Source organism: Bradyrhizobium sp. USDA 4011 (genome assembly GCF_054063415.1).
On sequence record NZ_JBSSGG010000001.1, the window covers coordinates 8,254,102 to 8,280,073 of the forward strand.

The 25,972-nt window shown below is 64.2% G+C and carries 22 protein-coding genes and 1 pseudogene; 21 read left to right on the forward strand and 2 right to left on the reverse strand.

The features are described from left to right. Nucleotides 1–11 precede the first annotated feature (11 nt). From ACVW1C_RS39240 to ACVW1C_RS39275, 8 genes are all read left to right on the forward strand, one after another. Entirely contained in the window at nucleotides 12–1,238 is a 1,227-nt protein-coding gene (locus ACVW1C_RS39240) for a sialidase family protein (RefSeq protein WP_456762792.1), read from the forward strand. Then, nucleotides 1,235–1,732 carry a TlpA family protein disulfide reductase gene (locus ACVW1C_RS39245; protein WP_456762793.1) on the forward strand — a complete coding sequence of 166 codons (498 nt, stop codon included), beginning with the start codon at nucleotides 1,235–1,237 and terminating at the stop codon, nucleotides 1,730–1,732. The genes ACVW1C_RS39240 and ACVW1C_RS39245 overlap by 4 nt, the downstream gene beginning before the upstream one ends. Before the next feature lie 34 nt (nucleotides 1,733–1,766). Next, entirely contained in the window at nucleotides 1,767–2,291 is a 525-nt protein-coding gene (locus tag ACVW1C_RS39250) for a copper chaperone PCu(A)C (RefSeq protein WP_456762794.1), read from the forward strand. Between the two features lie 7 nt (nucleotides 2,292–2,298). Continuing rightward, nucleotides 2,299–2,826, forward strand: a complete 528-nt coding sequence (locus ACVW1C_RS39255; RefSeq protein ID WP_456762795.1) for a YcnI family copper-binding membrane protein — start codon at nucleotides 2,299–2,301, stop codon at nucleotides 2,824–2,826. A 3-nt stretch (nucleotides 2,827–2,829) separates the two neighbouring features. Beyond that, nucleotides 2,830–4,407, forward strand: a complete 1,578-nt coding sequence (locus ACVW1C_RS39260) for a copper resistance CopC/CopD family protein (protein ID WP_456762796.1) — start codon at nucleotides 2,830–2,832, stop codon at nucleotides 4,405–4,407. A gap of 164 nt (nucleotides 4,408–4,571) precedes the next feature. Continuing rightward, complete coding sequence (gene proS, locus ACVW1C_RS39265; RefSeq protein ID WP_456762797.1) at nucleotides 4,572–5,891, forward strand: proline--tRNA ligase; 1,320 nt, start codon at nucleotides 4,572–4,574, stop codon at nucleotides 5,889–5,891. A 72-nt stretch (nucleotides 5,892–5,963) separates the two neighbouring features. Then, nucleotides 5,964–7,244, forward strand: coding sequence for a lipoprotein-releasing ABC transporter permease subunit (locus ACVW1C_RS39270; RefSeq protein ID WP_092114619.1), 1,281 nt, complete (start codon nucleotides 5,964–5,966; stop codon nucleotides 7,242–7,244). A gap of 9 nt (nucleotides 7,245–7,253) precedes the next feature. Beyond that, complete coding sequence (locus tag ACVW1C_RS39275; RefSeq protein WP_173642802.1) at nucleotides 7,254–7,952, forward strand: ABC transporter ATP-binding protein; 699 nt, start codon at nucleotides 7,254–7,256, stop codon at nucleotides 7,950–7,952. A 109-nt stretch (nucleotides 7,953–8,061) separates the two neighbouring features. Here the strand turns inward: ACVW1C_RS39275 and ACVW1C_RS39280 are convergent, their stop codons facing one another. Then, complete coding sequence (locus ACVW1C_RS39280) at nucleotides 8,062–8,343, reverse strand: DUF3551 domain-containing protein (RefSeq protein WP_456762798.1); 282 nt, start codon at nucleotides 8,341–8,343, stop codon at nucleotides 8,062–8,064. 116 nt (nucleotides 8,344–8,459) lie between these two features. Beyond that, a complete protein-coding gene (locus ACVW1C_RS39285; protein WP_224924440.1) occupies nucleotides 8,460–8,756 on the reverse strand; it encodes a DUF3551 domain-containing protein in 297 nt (98 codons plus the stop codon). Between the two features lie 293 nt (nucleotides 8,757–9,049). Here ACVW1C_RS39285 and ACVW1C_RS39290 point away from each other — a divergent pair, with 293 nt between their 5' ends. From ACVW1C_RS39290 to fabZ, 13 genes and pseudogenes are all read left to right on the forward strand, one after another. Then, entirely contained in the window at nucleotides 9,050–9,784 is a 735-nt protein-coding gene (locus ACVW1C_RS39290; RefSeq protein WP_456762799.1) for an outer membrane protein, read from the forward strand. 465 nt (nucleotides 9,785–10,249) lie between these two features. Continuing rightward, entirely contained in the window at nucleotides 10,250–13,771 is a 3,522-nt protein-coding gene (gene dnaE, locus ACVW1C_RS39295) for a DNA polymerase III subunit alpha (RefSeq protein ID WP_456762800.1), read from the forward strand. Between the two features lie 387 nt (nucleotides 13,772–14,158). Then, a complete protein-coding gene (locus tag ACVW1C_RS39300) occupies nucleotides 14,159–15,151 on the forward strand; it encodes a 30S ribosomal protein S2 (protein ID WP_146985730.1) in 993 nt (330 codons plus the stop codon). A 127-nt stretch (nucleotides 15,152–15,278) separates the two neighbouring features. Next, nucleotides 15,279–16,202, forward strand: a complete 924-nt coding sequence (gene tsf, locus ACVW1C_RS39305) for a translation elongation factor Ts (protein WP_456722913.1) — start codon at nucleotides 15,279–15,281, stop codon at nucleotides 16,200–16,202. A 70-nt stretch (nucleotides 16,203–16,272) separates the two neighbouring features. After that, complete coding sequence (gene pyrH, locus ACVW1C_RS39310) at nucleotides 16,273–16,989, forward strand: UMP kinase (protein ID WP_456762801.1); 717 nt, start codon at nucleotides 16,273–16,275, stop codon at nucleotides 16,987–16,989. Between the two features lie 53 nt (nucleotides 16,990–17,042). Continuing rightward, nucleotides 17,043–17,606, forward strand: a complete 564-nt coding sequence (frr, locus tag ACVW1C_RS39315; RefSeq protein ID WP_028334007.1) for a ribosome recycling factor — start codon at nucleotides 17,043–17,045, stop codon at nucleotides 17,604–17,606. A 21-nt stretch (nucleotides 17,607–17,627) separates the two neighbouring features. Beyond that, nucleotides 17,628–18,386 carry an isoprenyl transferase gene (locus tag ACVW1C_RS39320; RefSeq protein WP_456762802.1) on the forward strand — a complete coding sequence of 253 codons (759 nt, stop codon included), beginning with the start codon at nucleotides 17,628–17,630 and terminating at the stop codon, nucleotides 18,384–18,386. An 80-nt stretch (nucleotides 18,387–18,466) separates the two neighbouring features. After that, complete coding sequence (locus ACVW1C_RS39325; protein ID WP_456763286.1) at nucleotides 18,467–19,255, forward strand: phosphatidate cytidylyltransferase; 789 nt, start codon at nucleotides 18,467–18,469, stop codon at nucleotides 19,253–19,255. Nucleotides 19,256–19,259: 4 nt separating this feature from the next. Beyond that, nucleotides 19,260–20,486: a 1-deoxy-D-xylulose-5-phosphate reductoisomerase gene (gene dxr, locus ACVW1C_RS39330; RefSeq protein ID WP_456762803.1), complete on the forward strand. Its 1,227-nt coding sequence runs from the start codon at nucleotides 19,260–19,262 to the stop codon at nucleotides 20,484–20,486. Between the two features lie 44 nt (nucleotides 20,487–20,530). After that, nucleotides 20,531–21,682 (forward strand): RIP metalloprotease RseP, encoded by a 1,152-nt coding sequence (gene rseP / locus ACVW1C_RS39335; RefSeq protein WP_456762804.1) that lies wholly within the window; start codon nucleotides 20,531–20,533, stop codon nucleotides 21,680–21,682. Between the two features lie 177 nt (nucleotides 21,683–21,859). Further along, on the forward strand, nucleotides 21,860–24,403 hold the full coding sequence (bamA, locus tag ACVW1C_RS39340) for an outer membrane protein assembly factor BamA (protein WP_456762805.1): 2,544 nt from the start codon (nucleotides 21,860–21,862) through the stop codon (nucleotides 24,401–24,403). A 32-nt stretch (nucleotides 24,404–24,435) separates the two neighbouring features. Beyond that, nucleotides 24,436–25,498: pseudogene (gene lpxD, locus ACVW1C_RS39345) on the forward strand (UDP-3-O-(3-hydroxymyristoyl)glucosamine N-acyltransferase). Then, the gene (fabZ, locus tag ACVW1C_RS39350) at nucleotides 25,498–25,956 is read left to right on the forward strand and encodes a 3-hydroxyacyl-ACP dehydratase FabZ (RefSeq protein ID WP_016841580.1); all 459 of its coding nucleotides are present in this window, start codon (nucleotides 25,498–25,500) and stop codon (nucleotides 25,954–25,956) included. The pseudogene lpxD and the gene fabZ overlap by 1 nt, the downstream one beginning before the upstream one ends. The last annotated feature ends 16 nt before the right edge of the window (nucleotides 25,957–25,972 follow it).

The window sequence follows — 25,972 nt, forward strand, 5'->3', positions numbered from 1 at the left end:
GGAGCGCATCGATGACGTCTCGCAAGACTGCGGCTCGGATCGTGCTGGCGACGATCCTGCTCGGGGCTTTGCCTGATTTCGCCTGCGCGCAGATGAACCACCAGCACGCCTCGGAAGCGGCGTGCGAGGACACCGTCTTGCGTTGCGCGAGCAAGGTCACTCCGGCCTTCGCGCCGGACGGGACACTGTGGCTGATATGGATGGCCGGAGGTCAAATCTCCGTCGCGAGCTCGAAGGACCAGGGCAAGAGCTTTTCCGCGCCCGTGCAGGTGACCCGGGACCGGCTCAACCTTGATTGGGGCCCGGATGCGCGCCCGAAGCTTGCGATCGACGCCAAGGGAGACATCGCGCTGGCATTCTCGATCTTTCGCGATCAGGCCTTCAACGGCCAGGTGCTGACCTCGCGTTCGACCGACGGTGGACGCAGCTTTGATCCGCCGAAGCCGATCACCGCGAACAATGAGAGCCAACGCTTCGAGGCGATCGGCTTCGATCCAGGCGGTGCCGTGTTCGCGGTCTGGCTCGACAAGCGCAACCGCGTGCCGGCGCAACAGCGTGGCGAGAAGTATGACGGTGCCGGATTGTTCTTCGCGTCGTCGAAGGATGGTGGCGCGACCTATTCCGATGCGCGGCTGGCCGCCGACAACACCTGCGAGTGCTGCCGTCTCGCCCTGGCATTCGATGGCGCAGGCCATCCCGTGGTGGTGTTTCGAAACATCTTCGAAGGCGGTGTGCGCGACCATGCGATCGTGACGTTTACCGATCTGGGCACACCCGGCGAGGTGCATCGGGTGAGCCGCGACGACTGGCAGATCGCCGCATGTCCGCATCACGGTCCGAGCCTGACCATTTCGCGCGAAGGAACCTATCACGTGACGTGGTACACCAACGGCAAGGCGCGCAAGGGATTGTTCTACGCGCGGTCACGCGACGGCGGCAAAACCTTCTCCGATCCGCTTCCGATTGGTCAGCCGAACAGGAGCCCGTCACGGCCGCAGGTCATCGCAGGCCCGCAGGGGCTGGTGATGGCGTGGAAGGAGTTCGACGGCGAAAAGACATCGATCAACCTGATGACCTCGCGCGACGACGGAGCGAGCTGGTCGAAACCTGCTGTCATTGCTGACACCAGCGACAGTTCCGATCATCCGCTGCTGGTCTCGGACAGCCGGCAGACCTACCTGTCGTGGATGACGAAGGCGGACGGCTATCATTTTCAAGCGATCGAGGGCGAACCGTGAAGCGCCATTTCCTCGCGACTTTGATCCTGCTCGCAGCGTTGTCGCCCGCGCTGGCGGTCGAAGCGGGCGCACCCAAGCCGTTCGAACGCGGCAGCTGGCAAAAGCTGCTGCATGCGCACGCCGGCCATCCGACCCTGGTGCATTTCTGGGGTGTGACCTGCGGACCCTGCAAGGTCGAGCTTCCGCAGCTTGGCCAGTTCATGAAGGATCATCCCGGTATCGACGTCGTAACGATCAGCGCCGATCTGGTGCCGAACCTACCGGACGCGACCCGATCGATGCTGGATAAGGCAGGGCTCGCATCAGCCGAGAACTGGATTTTCGGCGATGGCTTCGCCGAACGATTGCGATTTGAGATCGATCCGGCCTGGCAGGGTGATATCCCGCGAACCATGCTGATTGCCCGTGACGGCACCATCACGACGATCGAAGGATCGGCCGAACTCGCCGATCTGAACAAATGGTCTGACGCCCAGGCCGCAGCAATCCGATAGCACGACCACTTCAACCTGAAAGGAAGCCGCCACCATGAAGACGCTCTCCCGTATCCTTGCTCTCGCAGCGCTGGCTGCGGTCATGTCCACCTCCGTGCGCGCCGAGGACGTCAAAGCCGGCGACCTCATGATCACCCAGGCGTGGACGCGCGCCACGCCGAACGGCGCCAAGATCGGCGGCGGCTATCTGACGATCGAGAACAAGGGGACTTCGCCCGACCGGCTGATCTCCGGCTCGGCCGACGTCGCCGGCAAGATCGAGGTCCACGAAATGTCGATGGATAACGGCGTGATGAAGATGCGTGCGCTCGACAAGGGACTGACCATCGAGCCGGGCAAGACCGTGAAGCTCGCACCCGGCGGCTATCACCTGATGATGTTCGACCTGAAGCACCCGCTGAAACAGGGCGACAAGGTGCCGGTCACGCTCGAATTCGAGAAGGCCGGCAAGGTCTCGGTCTTGCTGGACGTCCAGGCTGTCGGTGCGCAGGCGCCGGGTGGCGGCGATCACTCCGGCCATGGCGACCATTCCGGTCACATGGACATGAAGAAGATGTGAGGGAGCCATGCGGTCACACACCCTCCTCATTGCCACGGTGGCGCTGCTCGCAGCGTCGCCGGCGGTCGCTCACATCACGCTTGAGGGAAAACAGGCGCCGGTCGGATCGTACTACAAGGCGGTGTTCGCCGTGCCGCATGGCTGCGCGGGATCGGCGACGATCAAGATCCGCGTGCAGATTCCGGAAGGCGTGATCGGGGTGAAGCCGATGCCGAAGCCCGGCTGGACCCTCGATACGGTCACCGGCAAATATACGGCCCAATACGACTATCACGGTGCCAAGCTCGCCGAGGGCGTGAAGGAAGTGGCCTGGAGCGGTGGCAAGCTCTCCGACCAGAACTACGACGAGTTCGTGATGCAGACGTTTCTCACCGATACGCTGAAGCCGAACACCACGTTGTATTTTCCCGTCGTGCAGGAATGCGAACAGGGTGTCAGCCGCTGGATCGATGTTCCGGCCGAGGGGGAGGGCGGCGGGCACGACCATGGCAGCAAGACGCCGGCGCCCGGCGTCAAGCTGCTGCCGAAGTCGTAAGCCGTGCGGGCGGTCGCAAGCCTTGTTGTAACAGGCCTGGTTACGCTGCTGTTGGCGCTGTGCCTTGCGACCTCGGCCCATGCACATGCCGTCCTGATCGGAGCGGAACCTGCGGATGGCAGCGTGGTGACGGAGGCACCGAAAACGGTGGTGCTCCGCTTCAACGAAGCGGTGGCGCCGACCGCGGTCAGCCTGCTCGACGCTGCGGGCAAGCCGCGCGACGTCACGATCCGCGCCGTCGATCAATCCGTGATGGTGACCCTGCCGGCCGACTTGCCTCAGGGCACGCAGGTGGTCAGCTATCGCGTGGTGTCGCAGGACGGCCATCCGGTTGCGGGTTCGCTCTTGTTCTCGATCGGCGTCGTCACCGGCTCGGCGGCGCCGGCCGGTGATGGCGTGCTGCATGCGCTGATCTGGCTGGCACGGCTCGGGCTCTATCTCGGGCTGTTTGCCGGCGTCGGCGGTGTGTTCTTTGCCGCCTGGATCGGGCAGGGCCCGGCTGGCGAACGGCTGATCATGTGGTCGCTGGCGATCGGCCTCATCGGCGCGATTGCCTCGCTCGGCTTGCAGGGCGTCGACCTGCTGAACCTGCCGATCACGGGCGTCCTGACATGGGCAGCGTGGGCCAGCGCGGCCGGCACCGGCCTGTTTCCTGCACTGCTGCTCGCGATCGCTGCGATGTTGATCGCGGCGATCGGCTGGCGCAGTCCGTCGTTCAGCGCGGCCTTGATCGGTACCGCGATCGCAATGATCTGTGTCGGGCTGTCGCTTTCGGTCAGCGGCCATGCCGCCACCGCGTCACCGCAATGGCTGACGCGGACCGCGCTGTTCATCCATGGCGTTGGCCTCGCCTTCTGGATGGGTGCGCTCGCGCCGCTGGCCGTGCTGGCCTGGCAGCGCAAGGACTCGCTGCTGCGGGTGCTCGGGCGCTTTTCGACGCTTGCCGTGCCGGTCGTCGCGTTGATCGCCTTGTCCGGCCTGGTACTCGCTGTCGTTCAGCTCGAAAGCTTTGGCGCACTGATCGACACCGGATACGGCAACATCCTCCTCGCGAAACTTGCGCTGGTGTCGCTGTTGCTCACGCTCGCTGCGCTGAACCGGCTGGTGTTCACGCCGGCCATCGCGCACGAATTTCACCGCACGCGGCCGCTCCAGCGCTCGATCGCGCTCGAGTTCGTGCTGATGATCGCAATCCTCGGTCTCGTCGCGCTGTGGCGCTTCACGCCGCCGCCGCGCGCGCTGGCAATGTCAGACGACGTTCCGCTCGCGGTCCACATCCATACCGATGCCGCGATGTTCCAGGTGCTGATCGCGCCGGGCAAGGTCGGGCAGAATGACTTCGTGCTGCAGCTGATGAACGGCGATGCCAGCCCGTTCGCGGCCAAGGAGGCGACACTGACGTTGAGCCTGCCGGATCGCGGCATCGAGCCCTTGGAACGCAGCGCCGCGCTGGGTCCCGACGGCTATTGGCACGTGAAGAAGGTGCCGTTGCCGGTCCCGGGCCGCTGGCACATGCAGATCGACGCCCTGGTGACCGATTTCAGGAAAGTGACGCTGGAAGACGATTTCGAGGTCAGGTAAACGCACGATCAGCGCGCCGGGCACGTCGGCGGGACGCAAATCGCTCAAATGGCGGAAAATAGCCTGATTTGAAGGGCTTTTGTCATTTGGCGGCCTTGTGTTTTCACAGCCGATCCGGTTTCACTGCTGCTCTTCCCACGATTTCCTGATTCCCGAGTAACGCCATGCGATTGTCGCGGTTTTTCCTGCCCATCCTGAAAGAAAACCCGAAAGAGGCGGAGATTGTCTCGCATCGGCTGATGCTGCGCGCGGGCATGATGCGGCAGGAGGCGGCCGGCATCTATGCCTGGCTGCCGCTCGGCTTCCGGGTGCTGAAGAAGATCGAGCAGATCGTTCGCGAGGAGCAGGACCGTGCCGGTGCGCTCGAGCTCTTGATGCCGACGCTGCAGCTTGCCGATCTCTGGCGTGAAAGCGGCCGCTACGACGCCTATGGCCCCGAGATGCTGCGCATCCTCGATCGTCACAAGCGCGAGCTGTTGTACGGACCGACCAACGAGGAAATGATCACGGAGATCTTCCGCTCCTACGTCAAGTCCTACAAGAACCTGCCGCTCAACCTCTACCACATCCAGTGGAAGTTCCGCGACGAGCAGCGTCCGCGTTTCGGCGTGATGCGCGGCCGCGAATTCCTGATGAAGGACGCCTATTCGTTCGACCTCGACGAGGCCGGCGCGCGGCGCTCCTACAACAAGATGTTCGTGGCTTATCTGCGCACCTTTGCGCGGATGGGCCTGAAGGCAATCCCGATGCGGGCCGAGACCGGCCCGATCGGCGGCGACCTCAGCCACGAATTCATCGTGCTGGCGGAGACCGGCGAGTCCGGCGTCTACATCAACCGCGACGTGCTGGACCTGCCGGTGCCGGGCGAGGACGTCGACTATGATGGCGATCTCACGCCGATCATCAAGCAGTGGACCTCGGTCTATGCGGCGACCGAGGACGTCCACGAGGCTGCGCGCTTCGAGCAGGAAGTGCCGGAAGCAAAACGGCTGAACACCCGCGGCATCGAGGTCGGCCAGATCTTCTATTTCGGCACCAAATATTCCGACACCATGAAGGCGATGGTGGCGGGGCCCGACGGCGTCGACGTGCCGATCCATGGCGGCTCCTACGGTGTCGGCGTGTCGCGCCTGGTTGGTGCGATCATCGAAGCCTGTCACGATGACGCGGGCATCAAGTGGCCCGAGGCGGTCGCGCCGTTCCGCGCTGCGATCCTCAACCTCAAGCAGGGCGATGCCGCGGTCGACGGTGCCTGCGAGCAGCTTTATCGCGAGCTCTCGGCGAAGGGCGTCGATGTGCTCTACGACGACACCGATCAGCGCGCCGGCGCCAAGTTCGCCGCGGCCGATCTGATCGGTATCCCCTGGCAGATTCTCGTTGGGCCCAAGGGGCTCGCGGAAGGCAAGGTCGAGGTGAAGCGCCGCAGCGACGGTTCACGCGAGAACATGAGCCCTGCGGACGTGGTCGCGAAGCTCGCGGGTTAAAGTTTATTCACGCCGTATCTATCGGCGGGGTAATCCGGCCACATTTGACCCGAATCATGGGATTATCGAGAGATGGATGAGACCATGAACGAGCCAGTCCGTACCCCGCCTTTTGCGCCATTCGAATGGCTGCTGTCCGGACGCTATCTGCGCGCGCGCCGCAAGGAAGGGTTCATCTCGGTCATCGCCGGCTTCTCGTTCCTCGGTATCATGCTCGGCGTTGCCACGCTGATCGTGGTGATGGCCGTCATGAACGGCTTCCGCAAGGAACTGCTCGACAAGATCCTCGGCCTCAACGGCCACCTTCTGGTGCAGCCATTGGAATCGCCGCTGACCGACTGGAAAGACGTCGCCGACCGCATCAGCCAGGTGCAGGGCATCCGTCTGGCCGCGCCCGTCGTGGACGGACAGGGGCTCGGCTCATCGCCGTTCAACGCGGCCGGCGTCTTCATCCGCGGTATTCGCGCCGACGATCTCAACAACCTCACCTCGATCGCCAAGAACATCAAGCAGGGCACGCTCGAAGGCTTCGACGAGGGGCAGGGGGTTGCGATTGGCCGCCGGCTTGCCGATCAGCTCTCGCTGCATGCCGGTGACATGATCACGCTGGTTTCGCCGAAGGGCGCGGTGACGCCGATGGGCACGACGCCGCGCATCAAGCCCTACAAGATCACGGCGGTGTTCGAGATCGGCATGTCGGAATACGACTCGACCTTCGTGTTCATGCCGCTGGCCGAGGCGCAGGCCTATTTCAACCGCAACAACGACGTGTCCTCGATCGAGGTGTTCACCACCAATCCGGACAAGATCGACACCTACCGCAAGCTGGTGACGGAGGCGGCCGGGCGCCCGGTCTTCCTGGTCGATTGGCGGCAGCGCAATTCGACGTTCTTCAACGCGCTGCAGGTCGAACGCAACGTGATGTTCCTGATCCTGACCATGATCGTGCTGGTCGCGGCGCTCAACATCGTCTCCGGGCTGATCATGCTGGTGAAGGACAAGGGACAGGATATCGCGATCCTGCGTACCATGGGCGCCTCGCAAGGCTCGATCATGCGGATATTCCTGATCACGGGGGCCTCGATCGGCGTGGTGGGAACGCTGACCGGCTTTGCGGTCGGCATGCTGATCTGCCTGAACATCGAATCGATCAGGCAGTTCCTGTCATGGCTCACCAACACCGAGCTGTTCTCGCCGGAACTGTATTTCCTCTCCAAGCTGCCGGCTGAGGTCGATTTCGGCGAGACGCTCGCCGTCGTGATCATGGCGTTGACGCTGTCCTTCCTTGCGACGCTCTACCCGTCGTGGCGCGCCGCGCGCCTCGATCCGGTCGAAGCGCTCCGGTACGAATAGGGAGCGCACATGGCAGAGGGGGCGGAAGACGTACCGGTCGTCTATCTTCATGATATCAAGCGGGAATACAGGCAGGGCGAAGCGACGCTGACGGTGCTGAACGGCGCCAAGCTGGCGCTGTGGCCGGGTCAGTCGGTGGCGCTGGTGGCGCCGTCGGGATCCGGCAAGTCGACGCTGCTGCACATCGCGGGCCTGCTGGAGAGTCCCGATGAGGGTGAGGTCTATGTCGCGGGCACGCCGACCTCGCAGATGTCGGACGTCGACCGCACGCAGATTCGCCGCTCCGATATCGGCTTCGTCTATCAGTCGCACCGGCTGCTGCCGGAGTTCTCGGCGCTCGAGAACGTCATGCTGCCGCAGATGATTCGTGGCCTCAAGCGCTCCGAAACCGTGAAACGCGCGACCGAGATCCTGGCCTATCTCGGGCTTGGCGACCGCATCACCCATCGTCCGGCCGAGCTCTCGGGCGGCGAGCAGCAACGCGTGGCGATCGCGCGCGCGGTTGCCAACGCACCGCGGGTGCTGTTTGCTGACGAGCCGACCGGGAATCTGGATCCCGGAACGGCCGATCACGTCTTCAACGCACTGATGCAGCTCGTGAAGGCGACCCGGGTCGCGATGCTGATCGCAACCCACAACATGGATCTCGCCGCGCGGATGGACCGCCGGGTGTCGCTGTCGAACGGACAGGTCGTCGAGCTCGAATAGCGTTTCGCGCGAAGTGGGTCGCAGCTCGTGTGAAGAACATACGCTAAGCACAGGAGTCTAGAGCTTTTTCCGCTCTGCTTCAGTCGCAATGGAAAGGGCTTTTGAGCCCTCAATAAGCGGGGCGAGGTCGTTTGCCAGACTGGCTCGGCCGACGATCAATCGGCGGCCCGGCATAATACGGATTGGTGATGCACATCGCGGCGAGGCCGGACGCCGAGGCGCGGCACTGCTCCAGCGACGTGTAGCCGCAGTCGGTATCCTCGCCGCCCCATCGGTAGTTCGTCTTGCAGACCGGCGAGGTCGAATCGTATTTCTGGGCATTGGCTGGCGTGCTTGCGATCGTACCCAGCGCCAAGAGCGCCGGAAACAGTGCCAGAATCAGGTTTCGCATCAGAAGCTCCAATCGATCTGGCGCCGGCAACGCTCGCGCCGAACGTCCGTGCGAACAGTCCCCCGCGTGCGGGAGCGATCAACTCACATTCCCGCGGCGGCGACGCCGGGCGGGCGTCAGTGGAAGAACAGGTCGAAGAAATTGCCCTCACGGCGGTCGCGCGGGGCGACGTGCAGATAGGAGCGCGGGTCGTTGTCGCCGGCATAATAGGGGTTGGCGATGCAGTTCTGTCCAATGCCGGAGGCGGTGGCAAGGCACGCCTCATAGGACGGATAGGAGCAGTTGCTGAGACCTGGATAGCGGTCGCCCTGGATGCAGAACGGGTATCGCACGCCGACGGCATGCGAGGGCGCGGTACCAAACGTGGCGAGCGCGACCACCGACGCCGCAGCAGCAAGAATCATCGTCCGCATGTGCATTCCTTATCGCTGCGAAGATTCGATATCGGCGACGATCCAAATCGGACAAGCCGGTTCCGGTCAACACGATCTTGCGCGCAGCCGCGCAGGCGCTTTGAATTGTGAAGATTGTGCGGCAGTTATGTGGCGAAAGTTCCAAGAAGTGCTTGTAACGCAGCATTAACTTCAAATTTGAGCGAAGTCGTTTGGGCCTGCCTGTTGCAGCGAAGTTACAGCAATTCCGACGGGGGCTGCTATGACGGTGTCTCGCGGCCTTGGGGGCCTGTAGAAAAAGTTGGAACGGGAAAATGAAACAGATTTTGCTTGTCACCGCCAGCCTGCTCGCGCTCAGCGCGACCGCTGCCTCTGCGGCTGACCTCGCGGCTCGCCCTTACACGAAGGCTCCGCCGCCCATGGTTGCCGCTGTGTATGATTGGACCGGCTTCTACATCGGTATCAACGGTGGTTGGGGCCAGAGCCACGACAACCGTTCGGTCGACGGCATCGGTGGCGTCGGCAGCTACGATGCCAACGGCGGCACCGTCGGTGGCCAGGTCGGCTACCGCTGGCAGACCGGCGGCTGGGTGTTCGGTCTGGAAGCTCAGGGCAACTGGGCTGACTTCTCCGGCAGCACCGGCAACCTGCTCGTCCCGGGCGGCGTCGTTCGCTCGAAGACCGATGCGTTCGGCCTGTTCACCGGTCAGATCGGCTACGCTTGGAACAACGTCCTGCTGTACGCCAAGGGCGGTGCTGCGGTCACCGATCGCAACTACGAGTTCCTGGCACCCGGCGGCGCGCTGGCGTCCTCGACCGGCTACGACACGCGTTGGAGCCCGACGGTTGGTGTTGGCCTCGAATTCGCCTTCTCGCAGGGCTGGTCGCTCGGCGTCGAATACAACCACATCTTCGAAGACACCCACGGTGCGACCTTCGTGACCCCGGCTGGCGTCGGCGTGACCGGCTTCCACACCGGTGGCGACACCGACATGGTCCTCGGCCGTCTGAACTACAAGTTCGGTGGCCCGGTCATCGGGCGTTACTGATCGCTCGCTTAATCCAAGCGGCATCGAAAACCCCGGGCCTCGGCCCGGGGTTTTTTGTTGGCCTGGCGGATTAACCATCGGCGGTGAAGGCTGCGCGGGCATTCCTAGGCTCGCTTGACTCCTGGAACAAAAAAGGAACAATGTTCTGCATACGTTCCAGTTCAGGGAGAGCGGGCATGTTGAAGATTTTCGTGCAGGAAGCTGCAGCGCTGGCATCGATCACGCTGTTCGTCGGGATGATCGCGGTTTGGGCCCAGCTGATCACCCAGTTCTGAAATGTGCCCGCGGGGACAGGGACATAGGTTGCGTCTGGGGAAAAGCAGGACGACCCGGCGCCACGCCGCGTTCGGCGTGGACTTGGCAGGGCCGAGGCCCCACGATGGGGATGCGAGTCGGGTCTGATGCTTTCGAGCTCCGGCTTGGGCACTCGCGCCATCCCTGCCTTCAAGAGACCCCCGAGCAGCCATGCCGAATGCCGGATTCGTTCACCTTCACGTTCATTCCGCCTATTCGCTGCTGAAGGGCTCGATCAAGATCGCCAAGCTCGGCGAACTCGCCAAGGCCGACCGTCAGCCGGCGCTGGCGCTCACCGACACCGACAACATGTTCGGGGCGCTGGAATTCTCCGACAAGATGGCCGGCTACGGCATCCAGCCGATCGTCGGTTGCGAGCTGGCGGTGGATTTCGGCGATGTCGACCCCAATACGCGGAGCATCCTGGCGACGACGGGGCCGACGCGAATCGTGCTGCTGGCGGCCCGCGAGCGCGGCTACCGCAGCCTGATGCGGCTCAACTCGCGGGCGTTCCTGGAGACACCGGTCAACCAGACCCCGCACATCAAGCTCGACTGGCTGACCGACGACGCCGAGGATCTGATCGCGCTGACCGGGGGGCCCGACGGGCCGATCGCGCTGGCGCTGCGCGCCGAGCAGGCCGCGCTGGCCGCGACCCGCTGCGAACGCCTGGCGAGCCTGTTCGGCGATCGTCTCTACATCGAACTGCAGCGCCACGGCATCGACAAGGAACGCCGCACCGAGGGGGGCCTGATTGATCTCGCCTATGCGAAGGGCCTGCCGCTGGTTGCGACCAACGAGCCGTATTTCGCCAGCAGTGACGACTACGAATCGCATGATGCGCTGCTGTGCATCGCCGGCGGACACCTGATCGCCGAGACCAACCGCGAGCAACTGACCCCGGATCACCGCTTCAAGACCCGCGCGGAAATGGCGGTGCTGTTCGCCGATATTCCGGAGGCGCTGGCCTCGACGGTGGAGATCGCCGAGCGCTGCTCGTTCCGCCCGAAGACCCGCAAGCCGATCCTGCCGTTCTTCACGGTCGGCGGCTCCGCCAGTGCCGATGCGGCCGCCGACGAGGCGGCCGAGCTGAAGCGCCAGGCCGAGGAGGGGCTCGCCAACCGCCTGCGGGTGCACGGTCTCTCGCCGGGCATGACGGAGGAGGATTACGCCAAGCGGCTCGCCTTCGAGCTCGACGTCATCACTCGCATGAAATACGCGGGCTACTTCCTGATCGTCTCGGATTTCATCAAATGGGCGAAGGCGCAGGGGATTCCGGTCGGGCCGGGCCGCGGCTCCGGTGCGGGCTCACTGGTCGCCTGGGTGCTCACCATCACCGACCTCGATCCGATGCGCTTCGCCTTGCTGTTCGAGCGCTTCCTCAATCCCGAACGCGTCTCGATGCCGGACTTCGACATCGACTTCTGCCAGGACCGCCGCGGCGAGGTGATCCAGTACGTTCAGGAGCGCTATGGCCGCGACCAGGTGGCGCAGATCATCACCTTCGGTACGCTGCAGGCGCGCGGCGTGCTGCGCGACGTCGGGCGCGTGCTGCAGATGCCGTACGGGCAGGTCGACAAGCTGACCAAGCTGGTGCCGCAGAATCCCGCGGCTCCGGTGACGCTGGCGCAGGCGATCGAAGGCGAGCCCAAGCTGCAGGCGTTCCGCGACGAGGATCCGGTGGTGGCGCGTGCGTTCGACATCGCGCAGCGCCTCGAGGGCCTGACCCGCCACGCCTCGACCCACGCCGCAGGTATCGTGATCGGCGATCGGCCGCTGAGCGAGCTGGTGCCGATGTACCGCGATCCGAAATCGGACATGCCGGTCACCCAGTTCAACATGAAATGGGTCGAGCCGGCGGGCCTCGTGAAGTTCGACTTCCTCGGCCTCAAGACGCTGACGGTGCTCGATGTCGCGGTCAAGCTGCTCAAGCAGCGCGACGTTCATGTCGACCTCGCGACGCTGCCGATCGACGATGCGCCGAGTTATCAGATGCTGGCCCGGGGCGACGTCGTCGGCGTGTTCCAGGTGGAAAGCCAGGGTATGCGGCGCGCGCTGATCGACATGCGGCCGGACCGCTTCGAGGACATCATCGCGCTGGTGGCGCTGTATCGCCCGGGCCCGATGGCGAACATCCCGACCTATTGCGCGCGCAAGCACGGCGACGAGGAGCCGGAATATCTGCATCCGATCCTGGAGCCGATCCTGAAGGAGACCTTCGGCGTCATCATCTATCAGGAACAGGTGATGCAGATCGCGCAGCAGATGGCGGGCTATTCGCTCGGCCAGGCCGACCTGCTGCGCCGCGCGATGGGCAAGAAGATCCGCGCCGAGATGGACAAGCAGCGCGACATCTTCGTCGCCGGCGCGATGAAGAACGGCGTGTCGAAGGGACAGGCGGAGACGATCTTCGAGCTGCTCGCCAAATTCGCCGACTACGGCTTCAACAAGAGCCACGCGGCGGCCTATGCGCTGGTGTCGTACCACACCGCCTATATGAAGGCGCATTACCCGGTCGAGTTCCTGGCGGCGTCGATGACGCTCGAACTCAACAACACCGACAAGCTTTCCGAATTCCGCTCCGAGGCGCAGCGGCTCGGCATCAAGGTCGAGGCGCCCAACATCAATCGCTCCGGCCCGACCTTCGAGGTCAGCGGCAACACGATCTACTACGCGCTCGCCGCGCTGAAAGGCGTCGGCATCCAGGCGGTGGAACAGATCATCGAGGAGCGCAACAAGAAGGGCGCCTTCACCTCGCTCGCCGATTTCGCCGCAAGGGTGAGCCCGCGCGCCGTCAACAAGCGGATCATCGAAAGCCTTGCGGCGGCCGGCGCGTTCGACACGCTGGACCCGAACCGGGCGCGCGTTTTCGCCGGCGCCGATGCGATTCTCGCGGCGTGTCAGCGCAGCCACGAGGCGGCGACTTCGGGCCAGAATGACATGTTCGGCAGCGCTCCGGATGCGCCCAGCATCATGCTGCCGCAGGTCGAGCCATGGCTGCCCGCGGACCGGCTGCGGCGCGAATATGACGCGATCGGGTTCTTCCTCTCGGGTCATCCGCTCGACGACTACGCGACCGCGCTGAAGCGGCTGCGCGTACAATCCTGGGCGGAATTCTCCCGTGCGGTGAAGACCGGCGCGACGGCAGGCAAGGTCGCGGCAACCGTGGTGTCGCGCATGGAGCGGCGTACCAAGACCGGCAACAAGATGGGCATCATGGGCCTGTCGGATCCGACCGGCCATTTCGAGGCGGTGTTGTTCTCCGAGGGCCTCGCGCAGTACCGCGATGTGCTGGAGCCCGGGGCGGCCGTGCTGTTGCAGCTCGGCGCCGAACTGCAGGGCGAGGATGTGCGGGCGAGGGTGCTGCACGCCGAGCCGCTGGATCACGCCGCGGCCAAGACGCAAAAGGGCCTGCGGATCTTCGTGCGCGACACCAAGCCGCTGGATTCGATCGCCCGCCGGCTCAACATGCCGGATGCCGCGCCCGCCCCGGGCGCTTCCGCAAAGGCACCAGCGGTCAAGCCGGCAGCCGCGCCGCCGGCAGGTGCCGCCGACGGCGACGTCTCGCTGGTGATGATGCTGGACCTCGAGACCGAGGTGGAGATGAAGCTGCCCGGCCGCTACAAGGTCTCGCCGCAGATCGCCGGCGCGATCAAGGCGGTCGCGGGCGTGGTCGACGTCCAGACGCTATAGGGGCAGGGCGATCCCACAAGGCCTTGCCCGCGAGGCGTGCTTGCACGATTTCGGAATATTGGAAATGTGGCCGTGATTTGCCCGACGGGTCAAGCGGCTTGTCCAGCGCCGGTCGCCGCCAGCTCCTTTGCATGGGGTTGTTTTCGATATTTTTGCCGCGCCCACCTGCGATAGTCCTGGGGCCGCCAAACAGGGCCGTTTCGGCACGATTTGGGCCTGTCCGGCCGGTGGAACCGGCCGTATTTCCTTGCTTCTGGCGCAAATCAGGCTATATAGCGCGCCATCTCACACGGAAACATGGCTCTCAAAGGCCGTCCGGTGGCAACCGGGCCATTCAGGCTCGTTTGCTCACACGTTTCCGGAGGAACCAACCGGAGAACTAGATCTATGTCGCTGCCCGAATTCAACATGCGCCAGCTTTTGGAAGCTGGCGTTCACTTTGGCCATCAGGCCCACCGCTGGAACCCGAAGATGCAGGATTACATCTTCGGCGCCCGCAACAACATCCACATCATCGACCTCGCGCAGACCGTGCCGATGCTGCACCGTGCCCTGCAGGCGGTCAGCGATACCGTCGCCAAGGGCGGCCGCATCCTGTTCGTCGGCACCAAGCGCTCGGCCCAGGACGGCGTTGCCGACGCTGCGAAGCGTTCGGCCCAGTACTTCGTCAACTCGCGCTGGCTCGGCGGCACGCTGACCAACTGGAAGACGATCTCGGCCTCGATCAAGCGCCTGCGTCATCTCGACGACGTGCTGTCGTCGGGCGAAGCCAACTCCTACACCAAGAAGGAGCGGCTGACGCTGCAGCGCGAGCGCGACAAGCTCGACCGTTCGCTCGGCGGCATCAAGGACATGGGCGGTCTTCCCGACATGATCTTCGTGATCGACACCAACAAGGAAGACATCGCGATCCAGGAAGCCCAGCGGCTCAACATCCCGGTCGCCGCGATCGTCGACACCAATTCGGACCCCAAGGGCATCACCTATGTGGTGCCGGGCAATGACGACGCCGGCCGCGCGATCTCGCTTTACTGCGATCTCGTGGCGCGCGCCGCCATCGACGGCATCTCGCGCGCGCAGGGCGATTCCGGAATCGATATCGGTGCGTCGGCTGCGCCCGTGCAGGAAGACCTTCCGGCGGCTGCGCCGTCCGGCTTCCAGGGCCTCGCCGGTCCGCGCGGCACCGCCGACAACCTCAAGAAGCTCACCGGCGTGTCCGGTGCCATCGAGAAGAAGCTCAACGACCTCGGCATCTTCCACTACTGGCAGCTCGCCGAGCTCGACCACGACACCGCGCACAAGATCGGCGAAGAAGTCGGTCTGCCGAGTCGTGCCGATGCCTGGGTCGCCCAGGCCAAGACGCTCGCCGAAGCGGAATAAACGCTACGCGGCGTGGCCGGGTCTCGCCCGGCCGCCGCTTCTATTCCACGAACAACGATTCCCCTGTCGCTGACGGCGGCGCCAACGGGCGCCGCGGTTTCTGCACAGGCAAGAAGGACATTGAACGATGGCAACGATCACAGCAGCGATGGTCAAGGATCTCCGCGAATCGACCGGCGCGGGCATGATGGATTGCAAGGCGGCGCTGACCGAGAACAACGGCGACATGCAGGCTGCGCAGGATTGGCTGCGCAAGAAGGGCCTGTCCAAGGCCGCCAAGAAGGCCGGCCGCGTGGCGGCCGAGGGCCTGATCGGCGCGCTGACCTCCGGCACCAAGGGCGTGCTGGTCGAGGTCAATTCCGAGACCGACTTCGTTGCACGCAACGAGCAGTTCCAGGGCCTGGTCAAGATGATCGCCCAGGTCGCACTGCATAACGGTGCCGATGTCGAGACGATCAAGGCGGCCAAGGTCGGCGACGTCACCGTCGAGACCGCGATCTCCGACGCTATCGCGACCATCGGTGAGAACATGACGCTGCGCCGCGCCGCCTCGCTCGAGGTGAGCAAGGGCGTGGTGTCGAGCTACGTCCACAACGCCGTCGTCGAAGGCGCCGGCAAGATCGGCGTGATCGTGGCACTGGAATCCACCGGCAAGACCGACGAACTGGCAGTGCTCGGCCGCCAGCTCGCCATGCACGTCGCGGCGGCAAAGCCGCTGGCGCTCGATCCGGCCGGCCTCGATCCGGAGACCGTCAAGCGCGAGAAGGACGTGCTGGCCGACAAGTACCGCCAGCAGGGCAAGCCGGAGAACGTCATCGAGAAGATCGTCGATTCCGGCCTGAAGACCTACTACAAGGAAGTCTGCCTGCTCGATCAGGCCTTTATCCACGACAGCGGCAAGTCCGTTGCCCAGGCGGTGAAGGAAGCTGAGGGTAAGGTCGGCGGGCCGATCAAAATCGCTGGCTTTGTGAACTATGCTCTCGGTGAGGGAATCGAGAAGCAGGAAAGCGACTTCGCCGCCGAAGTCGCGGCCGCCAGCGGCAAGAAGTAACCGCTGACACCAGGGCGTCCGGCGTCCGCGCCGGAGGCCTGCCTGCGCGGGATGAGAAAGCGATCGCATCATGGCTGAGCCGATCTATCGTCGCGTGGTGATCAAGCTGTCCGGCGAATATCTGGCCGGCTCCCACGGGTTCGGTATCGATCAACCGACGGTCGACCGCGTTGCCGACGACCTGATCGTGGCCCGCAAGCTCGGTGTTGAGGTCGCGGTCGTGATCGGCGGCGGCAACATCGTCCGCGGCGTCGAGGTCTCCTCGCGCGGCGTGTCCCGGCCGACCGGCGACACCATGGGCATGCTTGCCACCATGATGAACTGCCTCGCGCTCGAGGCGGCGATCGAGCGCAAGGGGACACCGGCGCGGACCTTGTCGGCATTCGTGATGCCGGAGATTTCCGAGCTGTTCACCCGTAGTGCGACGCACAAATATCTCGCCGAGGGACGCATCGTCCTGCTCGGCGGCGGAACCGGCAACCCGTTCTTCACCACCGACACCACCGCCGTGCTGCGCGCGGCCGAGATCGGTGCAGAGGCGGTGCTGAAAGCCACCAATGTCGACGGCGTCTACAGCGCCGATCCGAAGAAGGACCCCAAAGCCAAGCGTTTCGACCGCCTGACCCATTCGCAGGCAATCGAGGGCGGCTACAAGGTCATGGACGCGACCGCTTTCGCACTTGCCCGCGAGACGTCGCTGCCTATCATCGTGTTCTCGATCGCGGAGCCCGGTTCGTTCGGTGCGATTCTGCGCGGTACCGGACACGGTACGGTCGTCGCCGGCTGATTGCCGCGCCTCCGGGCGTCGACAGCCGGTTTCTAGTAAAGGGGAGAAGCGTCATGGCCGCAGCTGGTTTTGACATCAACGACGTGAAGCGCCGCATGCAGGGCGCGACACAATCGCTCAAGCACGAGCTCGGCGGTCTGCGGACCGGCCGCGCCGCGGCCTCCATGCTGGAGCCGGTCCAGGTCGAGGCTTACGGCTCGCATATGCCGCTCAACCAGGTTGCGACCATCAGCGTTCCCGAGCCGCGCCTGCTCTCGGTGCAGGTCTGGGACAAGACGATGGTGAAGGCCGTCGAGAAGGCGATCGTCGACTCCAACCTCGGCCTTTCGCCGGCAACCGAAGGACAGGTGCTGCGCTTGCGGATTCCCGAGCTCAACGAGGAGCGCCGCAAGGAACTCGTCAAGGTCGCGCACAAATACGCGGAAGCGGCCAAGGTCGCGGTACGCCACGTGCGCCGCGACGGCCTCGACGTGATCAAGAAGCTCGAGAAGAATCACGAGATCTCCGAAGACGATCAGGAGCGCCTGTCGAACGAAGTGCAGAAGGCGACCGACGGCGTGATCGCCGAGGTCGATCAGCTGCTCGCCGCCAAGGAAAAGGAAATCCTGACGGTCTGAAGGCGCTACGGGAAAGAGTCGATGTCGAACGCTGCCGCCCCAGCAACCGACGGACCGGATCGCTCCGGCAGTCCGTTGCATGTGGCGATCATCATGGACGGCAACGGGCGCTGGGCCGCTTCGCGTGGCCTGCCGCGCGTCGAGGGCCATCGCCGCGGCGTCGAGGCCCTGCGCCGTGTGGTGCGTGCGGCCAATGAACTCGGCATTGTCTATCTCACGATCTTTTCGTTCAGCTCGGAAAACTGGTCGCGGCCGGCCAGCGAGATCGGCGACCTGTTCGGCCTGTTGCGCCGCTTCATCCGCAACGATCTGGCGACGCTGCATCGTGACGGCGTGCGGGTGCGCGTGATCGGCGAGCGCGCCGGGCTCGATCCCGACATCTGCGCGCTGCTCAACGAGGCCGAGGAGCTGACGCGGAACAACGTCAAGCTCAACCTCGTGGTCGCCTTCAACTACGGCTCGCGGGCGGAGATCGCCGCCGCCGCGCGGCGGCTTGCGCGCGAGGTCGCCGAAGGCAAGCGCGACGCCAACTCCATCGATGCCGATACGCTCGGGCACTATCTCGATGCGCCCGACATTCCGGACCCCGATCTGATCATCCGCACCAGCGGCGAGCAGCGTCTGTCGAACTTCCTGATGTGGCAGGCCGCCTATAGCGAGCTCGTGTTCGTGCCGATTCACTGGCCTGATTTCGACAAGGCGGCGCTCGAAGGCGCAATTGCGGAATACGGCAAGCGTGAGCGCCGGTTCGGCGGCCTCGCCGCGAAAACCGGCTCGTGAGCGAGCGCGAAGCCGCACCGGCGGCAGCAAGCGAGCAGTCGCCGGCGGCAGCAAGCGAGCAGGGGTCGCGCAACTTCGCGATGCGCGTGGTTGCGGCGCTGGTGCTGGCGCCGGTTGCGATCGCGCTGGCCTATCTGGGCGGCATCGCCTGGTCGCTGCTGGTGACGGTGGTTGCGGTCGGATTGTTCGCGGAATGGCTCATGGTCACCGGGCTCGGACGCGAACTCCGCGTCATGGTGCCCGGTGTTGTCGCGCTGCTGCTCGCCGGACTTTGCCTGATCGCCGGCCGCATCGATGCGGCGCTGGTGGTCCTCGCCGTCGGTGCGGTTGTCGTGGTGCTGACATCGGGCGTGCGGCGCAACTGGGCCATCGCGGGTTTGCTCTATGCCGCGGCCGCCGAGATCGCGTCGGTGCTGCTGCGCCTCGATCCGGTAAAGGGCTTTGCCGCGCTGATGTTCGTGTTGCTGATCGTGTGGGTCACGGATATCGGCGGCTATTTCGCGGGCCGCAGCATCGGTGGGCCGAAGCTTTGGGTGCGGGTCAGCCCGAAGAAGACATGGGCTGGCGCGGCCGGCGGTTTCGTCGCGAGCCTGTTGGTTGCGGCCTGCTTTGCAGCCTTCGAGATCGGCACGACCGGGCCGCTCCTGATGCTCGGAGCCCTGTTGTCGGTGGTCTCGCAACTTGGCGATCTCTTCGAATCCGCTGTGAAGCGGCGGTTCGGGGTGAAGGATTCGAGCCACATCATTCCCGGCCATGGCGGCCTTTTGGATCGCCTGGACGGATTTGTCGCGGCCGTCATCGTGGCGGCGATTTTCGGCTTTCTCCGTGGTGGCGCCGATGGCGTCGGACGCGGTCTTATGGTTTGGTGATGAGATGAGCGCAGTTCCGTTGCGTAACAACAAGGCCGCCGCGGCATCCGCAGCGCGGTCCGTGACCGTCCTCGGTGCCACCGGCTCGATCGGCGACAGCACGATGGATCTGCTGCGTGGCGCGCGCGACCGTTACCGGATCGAGGCGCTGACCGCAAACAGCAATGTCGAGGGACTGGCCAAGCTCGCCAGGGAGTTCGGCGCGCGGTTCGCCGCCATTGCCGATCCGGCGCGGCTTTCCGAATTGAAGGACGCACTGGCCGGAACCCGGATCGAATGCGGGGCCGGGGAGAGCGCCATCATCGAGGCGGCCGCGCGGCCGGCGGATTGGGTGATGGCCGCGGTCAGCGGCGCTGCCGGATTGAAGCCGGCGCTTGCCGCGGTCGATCGCGGCGCAACCGTCGCGCTCGCCAACAAGGAGTGCCTGGTCTGCGCCGGCGACATCTTCATGGAGCGGGCCAAAAGGGCCGGCGCCTGCATCCTGCCGGCGGACTCCGAGCACAATGCGCTGTTCCAGGCGCTGGCGTCCGGCAATCGCGAGGAACTGACGCGGGTGATCATTACCGCGTCCGGCGGGCCGTTCCGCACCTGGGCTCCTGCCGACATCGAACAGGCGACGCTCGAACAGGCCCTGAAGCATCCCAACTGGAGCATGGGGCAGAAGATCACGATCGATTCCGCCTCGATGATGAACAAGGGCCTCGAGGTGATCGAGGCATCCTACCTGTTCGCTTTGGCGCCCGACGAGATCGACGTGCTGGTGCACCCGCAGTCGATCATTCACGGCATGGTCGAGTTCTCCGATCGCTCCGTGATGGCCCAGCTCGGCACGCCCGACATGCGGATCCCGATCGCGCATTGCCTCGGCTGGCCGGACCGGATCGCGGGCCCATCCGCCAAGCTCGATCTCGCCAAGATCGGGCAGCTCACCTTCGAGGTGCCGGACTTCCAGCGTTTTCCGGGGCTGCGGCTCGCTTACGAGGCGCTGCGGCTCGGCAATGGCGCGACAACGGTCTACAACGCCTCGAACGAGATCGCGGTTGCGGCGTTTATTGCTGGCAAGATCAAGTTCGGTGCGATCGCCCGGCTGGTCGAGGCCACGATGAATGATTGGATCAGGTCGGGGAATCAGCCACCACTGAACTCGGCGGATGACGCGATTTCCGTTGACCATATCGCGCGAAATAAAGCTGCCGCCCTATTGCCTCAAATTGCCTTAAAGGCAACCTAGAGGGTTGGGGACGGAGCCTATGGCTCTTGTCGAGGGGAATTCGAATGCCCGAGTATTTTCTTCATAGTATCAATGCGTTGAGCCATGGGGTCCTCGGCTATATCGTTCCCTTTCTCTTCGTCCTGACCATCGTTGTTTTCTTTCACGAGCTCGGCCATTTCCTGGTTGCACGCTGGGCTGGCGTGAAGGTGCTGACGTTCTCGCTGGGGTTCGGGCCGGAGCTTGCCGGCTTCAACGACCGGCATGGCACACGCTGGAAGATCTCCGCGATTCCGCTCGGCGGTTACGTCAAGTTCTTCGGCGACGACAGCGAGGCGTCGACGCCATCGACGGAGGCGCTCGCCGCCATGACGGCGGAGGAGCGCGAAGGCAGCTTCCACCACAAGTCGGTCGGCAAGCGCACCGCCATCGTCGCGGCCGGTCCGGTGGCGAACTTCATTCTCGGCGCCCTGATTTTCGCGGGCATGGCGCTCTATTACGGCAAGCCCAGCACGATCGCCCGGGTCGACGGCCTGGTCGCCGAGAGCGCCGCTGCGAACGCGGGCTTCAAGGTCGGGGATGTCGTCGTCGATATCGACGGCAGCGCGATTCAGAGCTTCGCCGACATGCAGCGGATCGTAGCCTCGAATGCTGGTTCAGAACTTGGTTTCAAAGCGAAACGGGACGGCGCGATCGTTTCGCTGAAGGCGACGCCGGCGCTAAAGGAGGTCAAGGACCCCTTCGGCAACGCCCACCGAATCGGCGTGCTCGGAATCGAGCACAAGGCTCAGGTCGGCGAAGCATCGAGCGCTCCGGTCGGCGTCTTTGAAGCCATGAAGATCGGTGTCGAGCAGGTCTGGTACATTATTTCGAGCACCTTCAAGTTCCTGGGCTCGCTGTTCGTCGGGACCGGCAATCCGGCCGAGGTGAGCGGGGTCATTGGAATCGCGAAGCTGTCGGGTCAGGCCGCGAGCGCCGGGTTCCAGTTCGTTGTCAATCTTTGCGCCATCCTCTCGGTCTCGATCGGGCTGTTGAATCTGTTCCCGATTCCGCTTCTGGATGGCGGGCACCTGCTGTTCTACAGCGCGGAGGCGCTTCGCGGGCGCCCGCTTTCAGAGCGGACGCAGGAGGTGGGTTTCCGAATCGGGCTGGGTTTGGTTCTGATGCTGATGGTGTTTGCGACGTATAACGACATCCTCAGAATCGCAGGGTCCTGAAACGGGGCTTTTCTGTGGCGTTGCCAATGGGCAACGTCTTGGTATGAAAATGGAAATGTTCAGCTGTAGTAAGTTTGCCCCCTTGGCAAAGTTGGCTACAAGCTGAGCGGCAGGTTGGGAATCTGTCGGGTCGTTGGGGAACGGTCCGGCATTGCGAAAGATAAGGGCGCGTTGCGCATGATGTTTGGAATGCGAGTGAGGGGGGGGCTGTTTGCCGCCTTGGTCATGTTCGCCGCGCCGGTGGCGGCGACCTTGGCGGCCGTTGCTGTCTCTGCGCCTGCGCAAGCGCAGACCGTTGATTCGATCACGGTGGAGGGGAACCGTCGCGTCGAGCTCGAAACCATCCGTTCCTATTTCCATCCCGGACCAGGCGGTCGGCTGGGCCAGGCCCAGATCGATGACGGCCTGAAAGCGCTGATCGAGACCGGCCTGTTCCAGGACGTCCATATTGATCAGCGGGGCGGGCGCCTCGTCGTGGTCGTGGTCGAGAACCCGGTGATTGGCCGCGTTGCCTTCGAAGGCAACAAGAAGGTCAAGGACGAGCAGCTCACCGCCGAAGTCCAGTCCAAGCCCCGCGGCACCTTCTCGCGCCCGATGGTGCAGTCGGATGCCCTGCGCATCGCTGAAATCTACCGCCGCTCCGGCCGCTACGACGTCCGGGTCAATCCGCAGATCATCGAGCAGCCGAATAACCGCGTCGACCTGATCTTCGAGATCAATGAAGGCGTGAAGACCGGTGTGCGGTCGATCGAATTCATCGGCAACAATGCCTATTCGGCATCCCGCCTGCGCGACGTCATCAAGACCCGCGAATCGAACCTCCTGAGCTTCCTCGGCGGCAACGACGTCTACGACCCCGACCGGGTCGAGGCCGACCGTGACCTGCTGCGCCGCTTCTACCTCAAGAACGGCTATGCCGACGTTCAGGTCGTGGCCGCGCTGACCGAATACGATCCCGACAAGAAGGGCTTCCTGGTCACCTTCAAGATCGAAGAGGGCCAGCAGTACCGCGTCGCGGCCGTCAACTATACGTCGTCGATCGCAACGCTCGATCCGAACGCGCTGCGCTCGTTCTCGCGCGTCAATATCGGCTCGCTCTACAACGCCGAGGCGCTGGAGAAGTCGGTCGAGGAGATGCAGATCGAGGCGTCGCGCCGCGGCTACGCGTTCGCGGTGGTCCGTCCGCGCGGCGATCGCAATTTCGACAATCACACGGTGTCGATCACCTTCGCGATCGATGAAGGTCCGCGCACCTATATCGAGCGCATCAACATCCGCGGCAACAGCCGCACGCGCGACTACGTGATCCGCCGCGAGTTCGATATCTCGGAAGGCGACGCGTACAACCGTGCGCTGGTCGACCGTGCCGAGCGCCGGCTGAAGAACCTCGATTTCTTCAAGACCGTGAAGATCACCACCGAGCCCGGGTCCTCCAGCGATCGCGTCATCCTGATCGTCGATCTCGAGGAGAAGTCGACCGGCGACTTCTCGGTGTCGGGCGGCTATTCGACCACCGACGGCGCGCTGGCTGAAGTCAGCGTCTCCGAGCGCAACCTGCTCGGCCGCGGCCTGTTCGCCAAGGCGTCGGTGACCTACGGCCAGTATGCCCGCGGTTACTCGCTCTCGTTCGTCGAACCCTACCTGCTCGACTATCGCGTCGCGCTCGGCCTCGATTTCTACCAGCGCCAGCAGCTGTCCAACAGCTACATCGCCTACGGCACCAAGACGCTCGGCTTCAGCCCGCGCCTCGGCTTCAGCCTGCGGGAAGATCTGTCGCTGCAGCTGCGCTACTCGATCTATCAGCAGGAAATCACCCTGCCGTCGACGCTCAACAACTGTAACAACAATCCCTTCCTGGCTGACGGTGTAACGCCCAATCCTGCGTTCAATCCGAGCCCGGCCTATGCGAACCTGAACGGGATCAGCCTGGTGTCGACCAACGGTCTCGGCTGCTACAGCGATGGTGAAGCCTCGCTGCCGGTCCGCAAGGAGCTGGCGGGTGGCAAGACCCTGACCTCGGCGCTGGGCTACACGCTCAACTACAACACGCTCGACAACAACAAGAACCCGACCGACGGCCTGATCGTCGACTTCAAGCAGGACTTCGCCGGCGTCGGCGGCGACGTCAGCTACATCAAGAGCGCGATCGACGCGAAGTACTACACCCCGCTGGTGTCGGACATCGTCGGCGTGATCCACGCCCAGGGCGGCATCCTGAACAAGCTCGGCACCCAGGAACTGCGCATGCTCGATCACTTCCAGATGGGCCCGAACCTGGTCCGCGGCTTCGCGCCGAACGGTATCGGTCCGCGTGACATCAACCCCTACGGCACCATGGACGCCGTCGGCGGCACCAAGTACTGGGGCGTGTCGGCCGAACTGCAGATGCCGTTCTGGTTCCTGCCGAAGGAAGTCGGGCTCAAGGGCGCGGTCTATGCCGACGCTGGTGGGCTATATGACTACCAGGGCCCGACCTCGTGGGCGGCAACCGGCGAAGTCAACCAGCCCGGCTGTATCAAGCCGACGAACAACCCGCCGTCGCCGGGCACCTGTCTGGGCCTGTCGTATGACGACAGCAAGGTTGTCCGCACCTCGGTCGGTGTCGGCCTGATCTGGCAGTCGCCGTTTGGTCCGCTGCGCTTCGACTACGCTGTGCCGCTGACCAAGGGTGCGTATGACCGCGTGCAAGAATTCCGGTTTGGCGGCGGTACGACTTTCTAACACCGCTGCTCGACCGGACTGCGACGGATGGAATGGCGCAGCCGATCTTCTTCAAGAGTCCTCCTTCGTCATCGCTGGCTGAAATCGCCGCGCTGACGAAGGCGCAACTGGTCGACCCCGAAAGGGGTGCGCTTCAGATCAGGGGGCTGGCCTCGCTCGACGAGGCCGGTCCGATGCATCTCGCCTTTTTTCGACAATCTCAAATACGCCGACCAACTCGCCGCGACCAAGGCCGGCGCCTGCCTGGTCAGCCCGCGTTTCGAGGCGCAGGTGCCGAAGGGCACGGCTGTGCTGCGCGCTGCGAAGCCGTTCCAGGTGTTCGTCGAGCTCGCCCGCGAATGGCACGCCGATGCGCTGCGGCCGCAATCCTGGTTCGGGACCGAGGGCATCGCCCCGTCGGCGATCATCGATCCCACCGCGCGCCTCGAGGACGGCGTCATCGTCGATCCGCTGGTCGTGATCGGCCCGCGGGTCGAGATCGGCTCGGGCACCATCATCGGCGCCGGTGCGGTGATCGGCGCCGACGTCAAGATCGGCCGCGACTGCAACGTCGGCGCCAAGACCACCATTCAGTTCGCGCTGATCGGCAACAACGTGCTGATCCACCCGGCCTGCAATATCGGCCAGGACGGCTACGGCTTCATCTTCTTCGGGTCGGCAGGGCACGTGAAGGTGCCGCAGACCGGCCGCGTGGTGATCCAGAACAATGTCGAGGTCGGCGCGGCCTCGACCATCGACCGGGGTTCCCTGCGCGACACCGTGATCGGCGAAGGCACCAAAATCGACAACCAGGTCCAGATCGGCCACAATGTGACCATCGGCCGGCACTGCCTGCTCGCCGCCCAGATCGGGCTCGCCGGCAGTCTGACGATCGGCGACAATGTCGCGCTCGGCGCCAAGGTGGGCATCAACAACCACCTCAAGATCGGCGACGGCGCCCAGGTGACGGCGATGAGCGCGGTCAAGGACGACATTCCGGCCAATGGTCGCTGGGGCGGCCATTTCGCCAAGCCGACCAAGCAGTGGTTCAGGGAAATTATCGCGGTGGAGCGCCTGGTGCGCGACAACGAAGCCAAAGGCAAGGAACAAGAGTGATGGAGGAGGCACCGGTCAAATTCGAGCTCGTGGATATCAACGATATCCTGAAGACGCTTCCGCATCGCTTTCCGATGTTGCTGATCGACCGCGTTATCAAGATCCGCACCGACTACAGCGGTATCGGCATCAAGAACGTCACCTTCAACGAGCCGCCGTTCCAGGGGCATTTCCCGGATCGCCCGGTGTACCCCGGCGTGATGATGATCGAGGCCATGGCCCAGACTGCCGGCGTGATCGGCATCAAGTCGGTCGAGGGCACCGAGAAGCCGCGCGCGGTGTATTTCCTCACCATCGACAAGTGCAAGTTCAGGAAGCCGGTGATGCCCGGCGACACCATCGAATACCACATGCGCTCGCTCGGCCGCCGCAAGACGATGTGGTGGTTTCACGGCGACGCCAAGGTCAACGGTCAGGTTGTCGCCGAGGCCGATGTCGGCGCGATGCTGACGGACTAAAGCAGCTTCAAGTCGT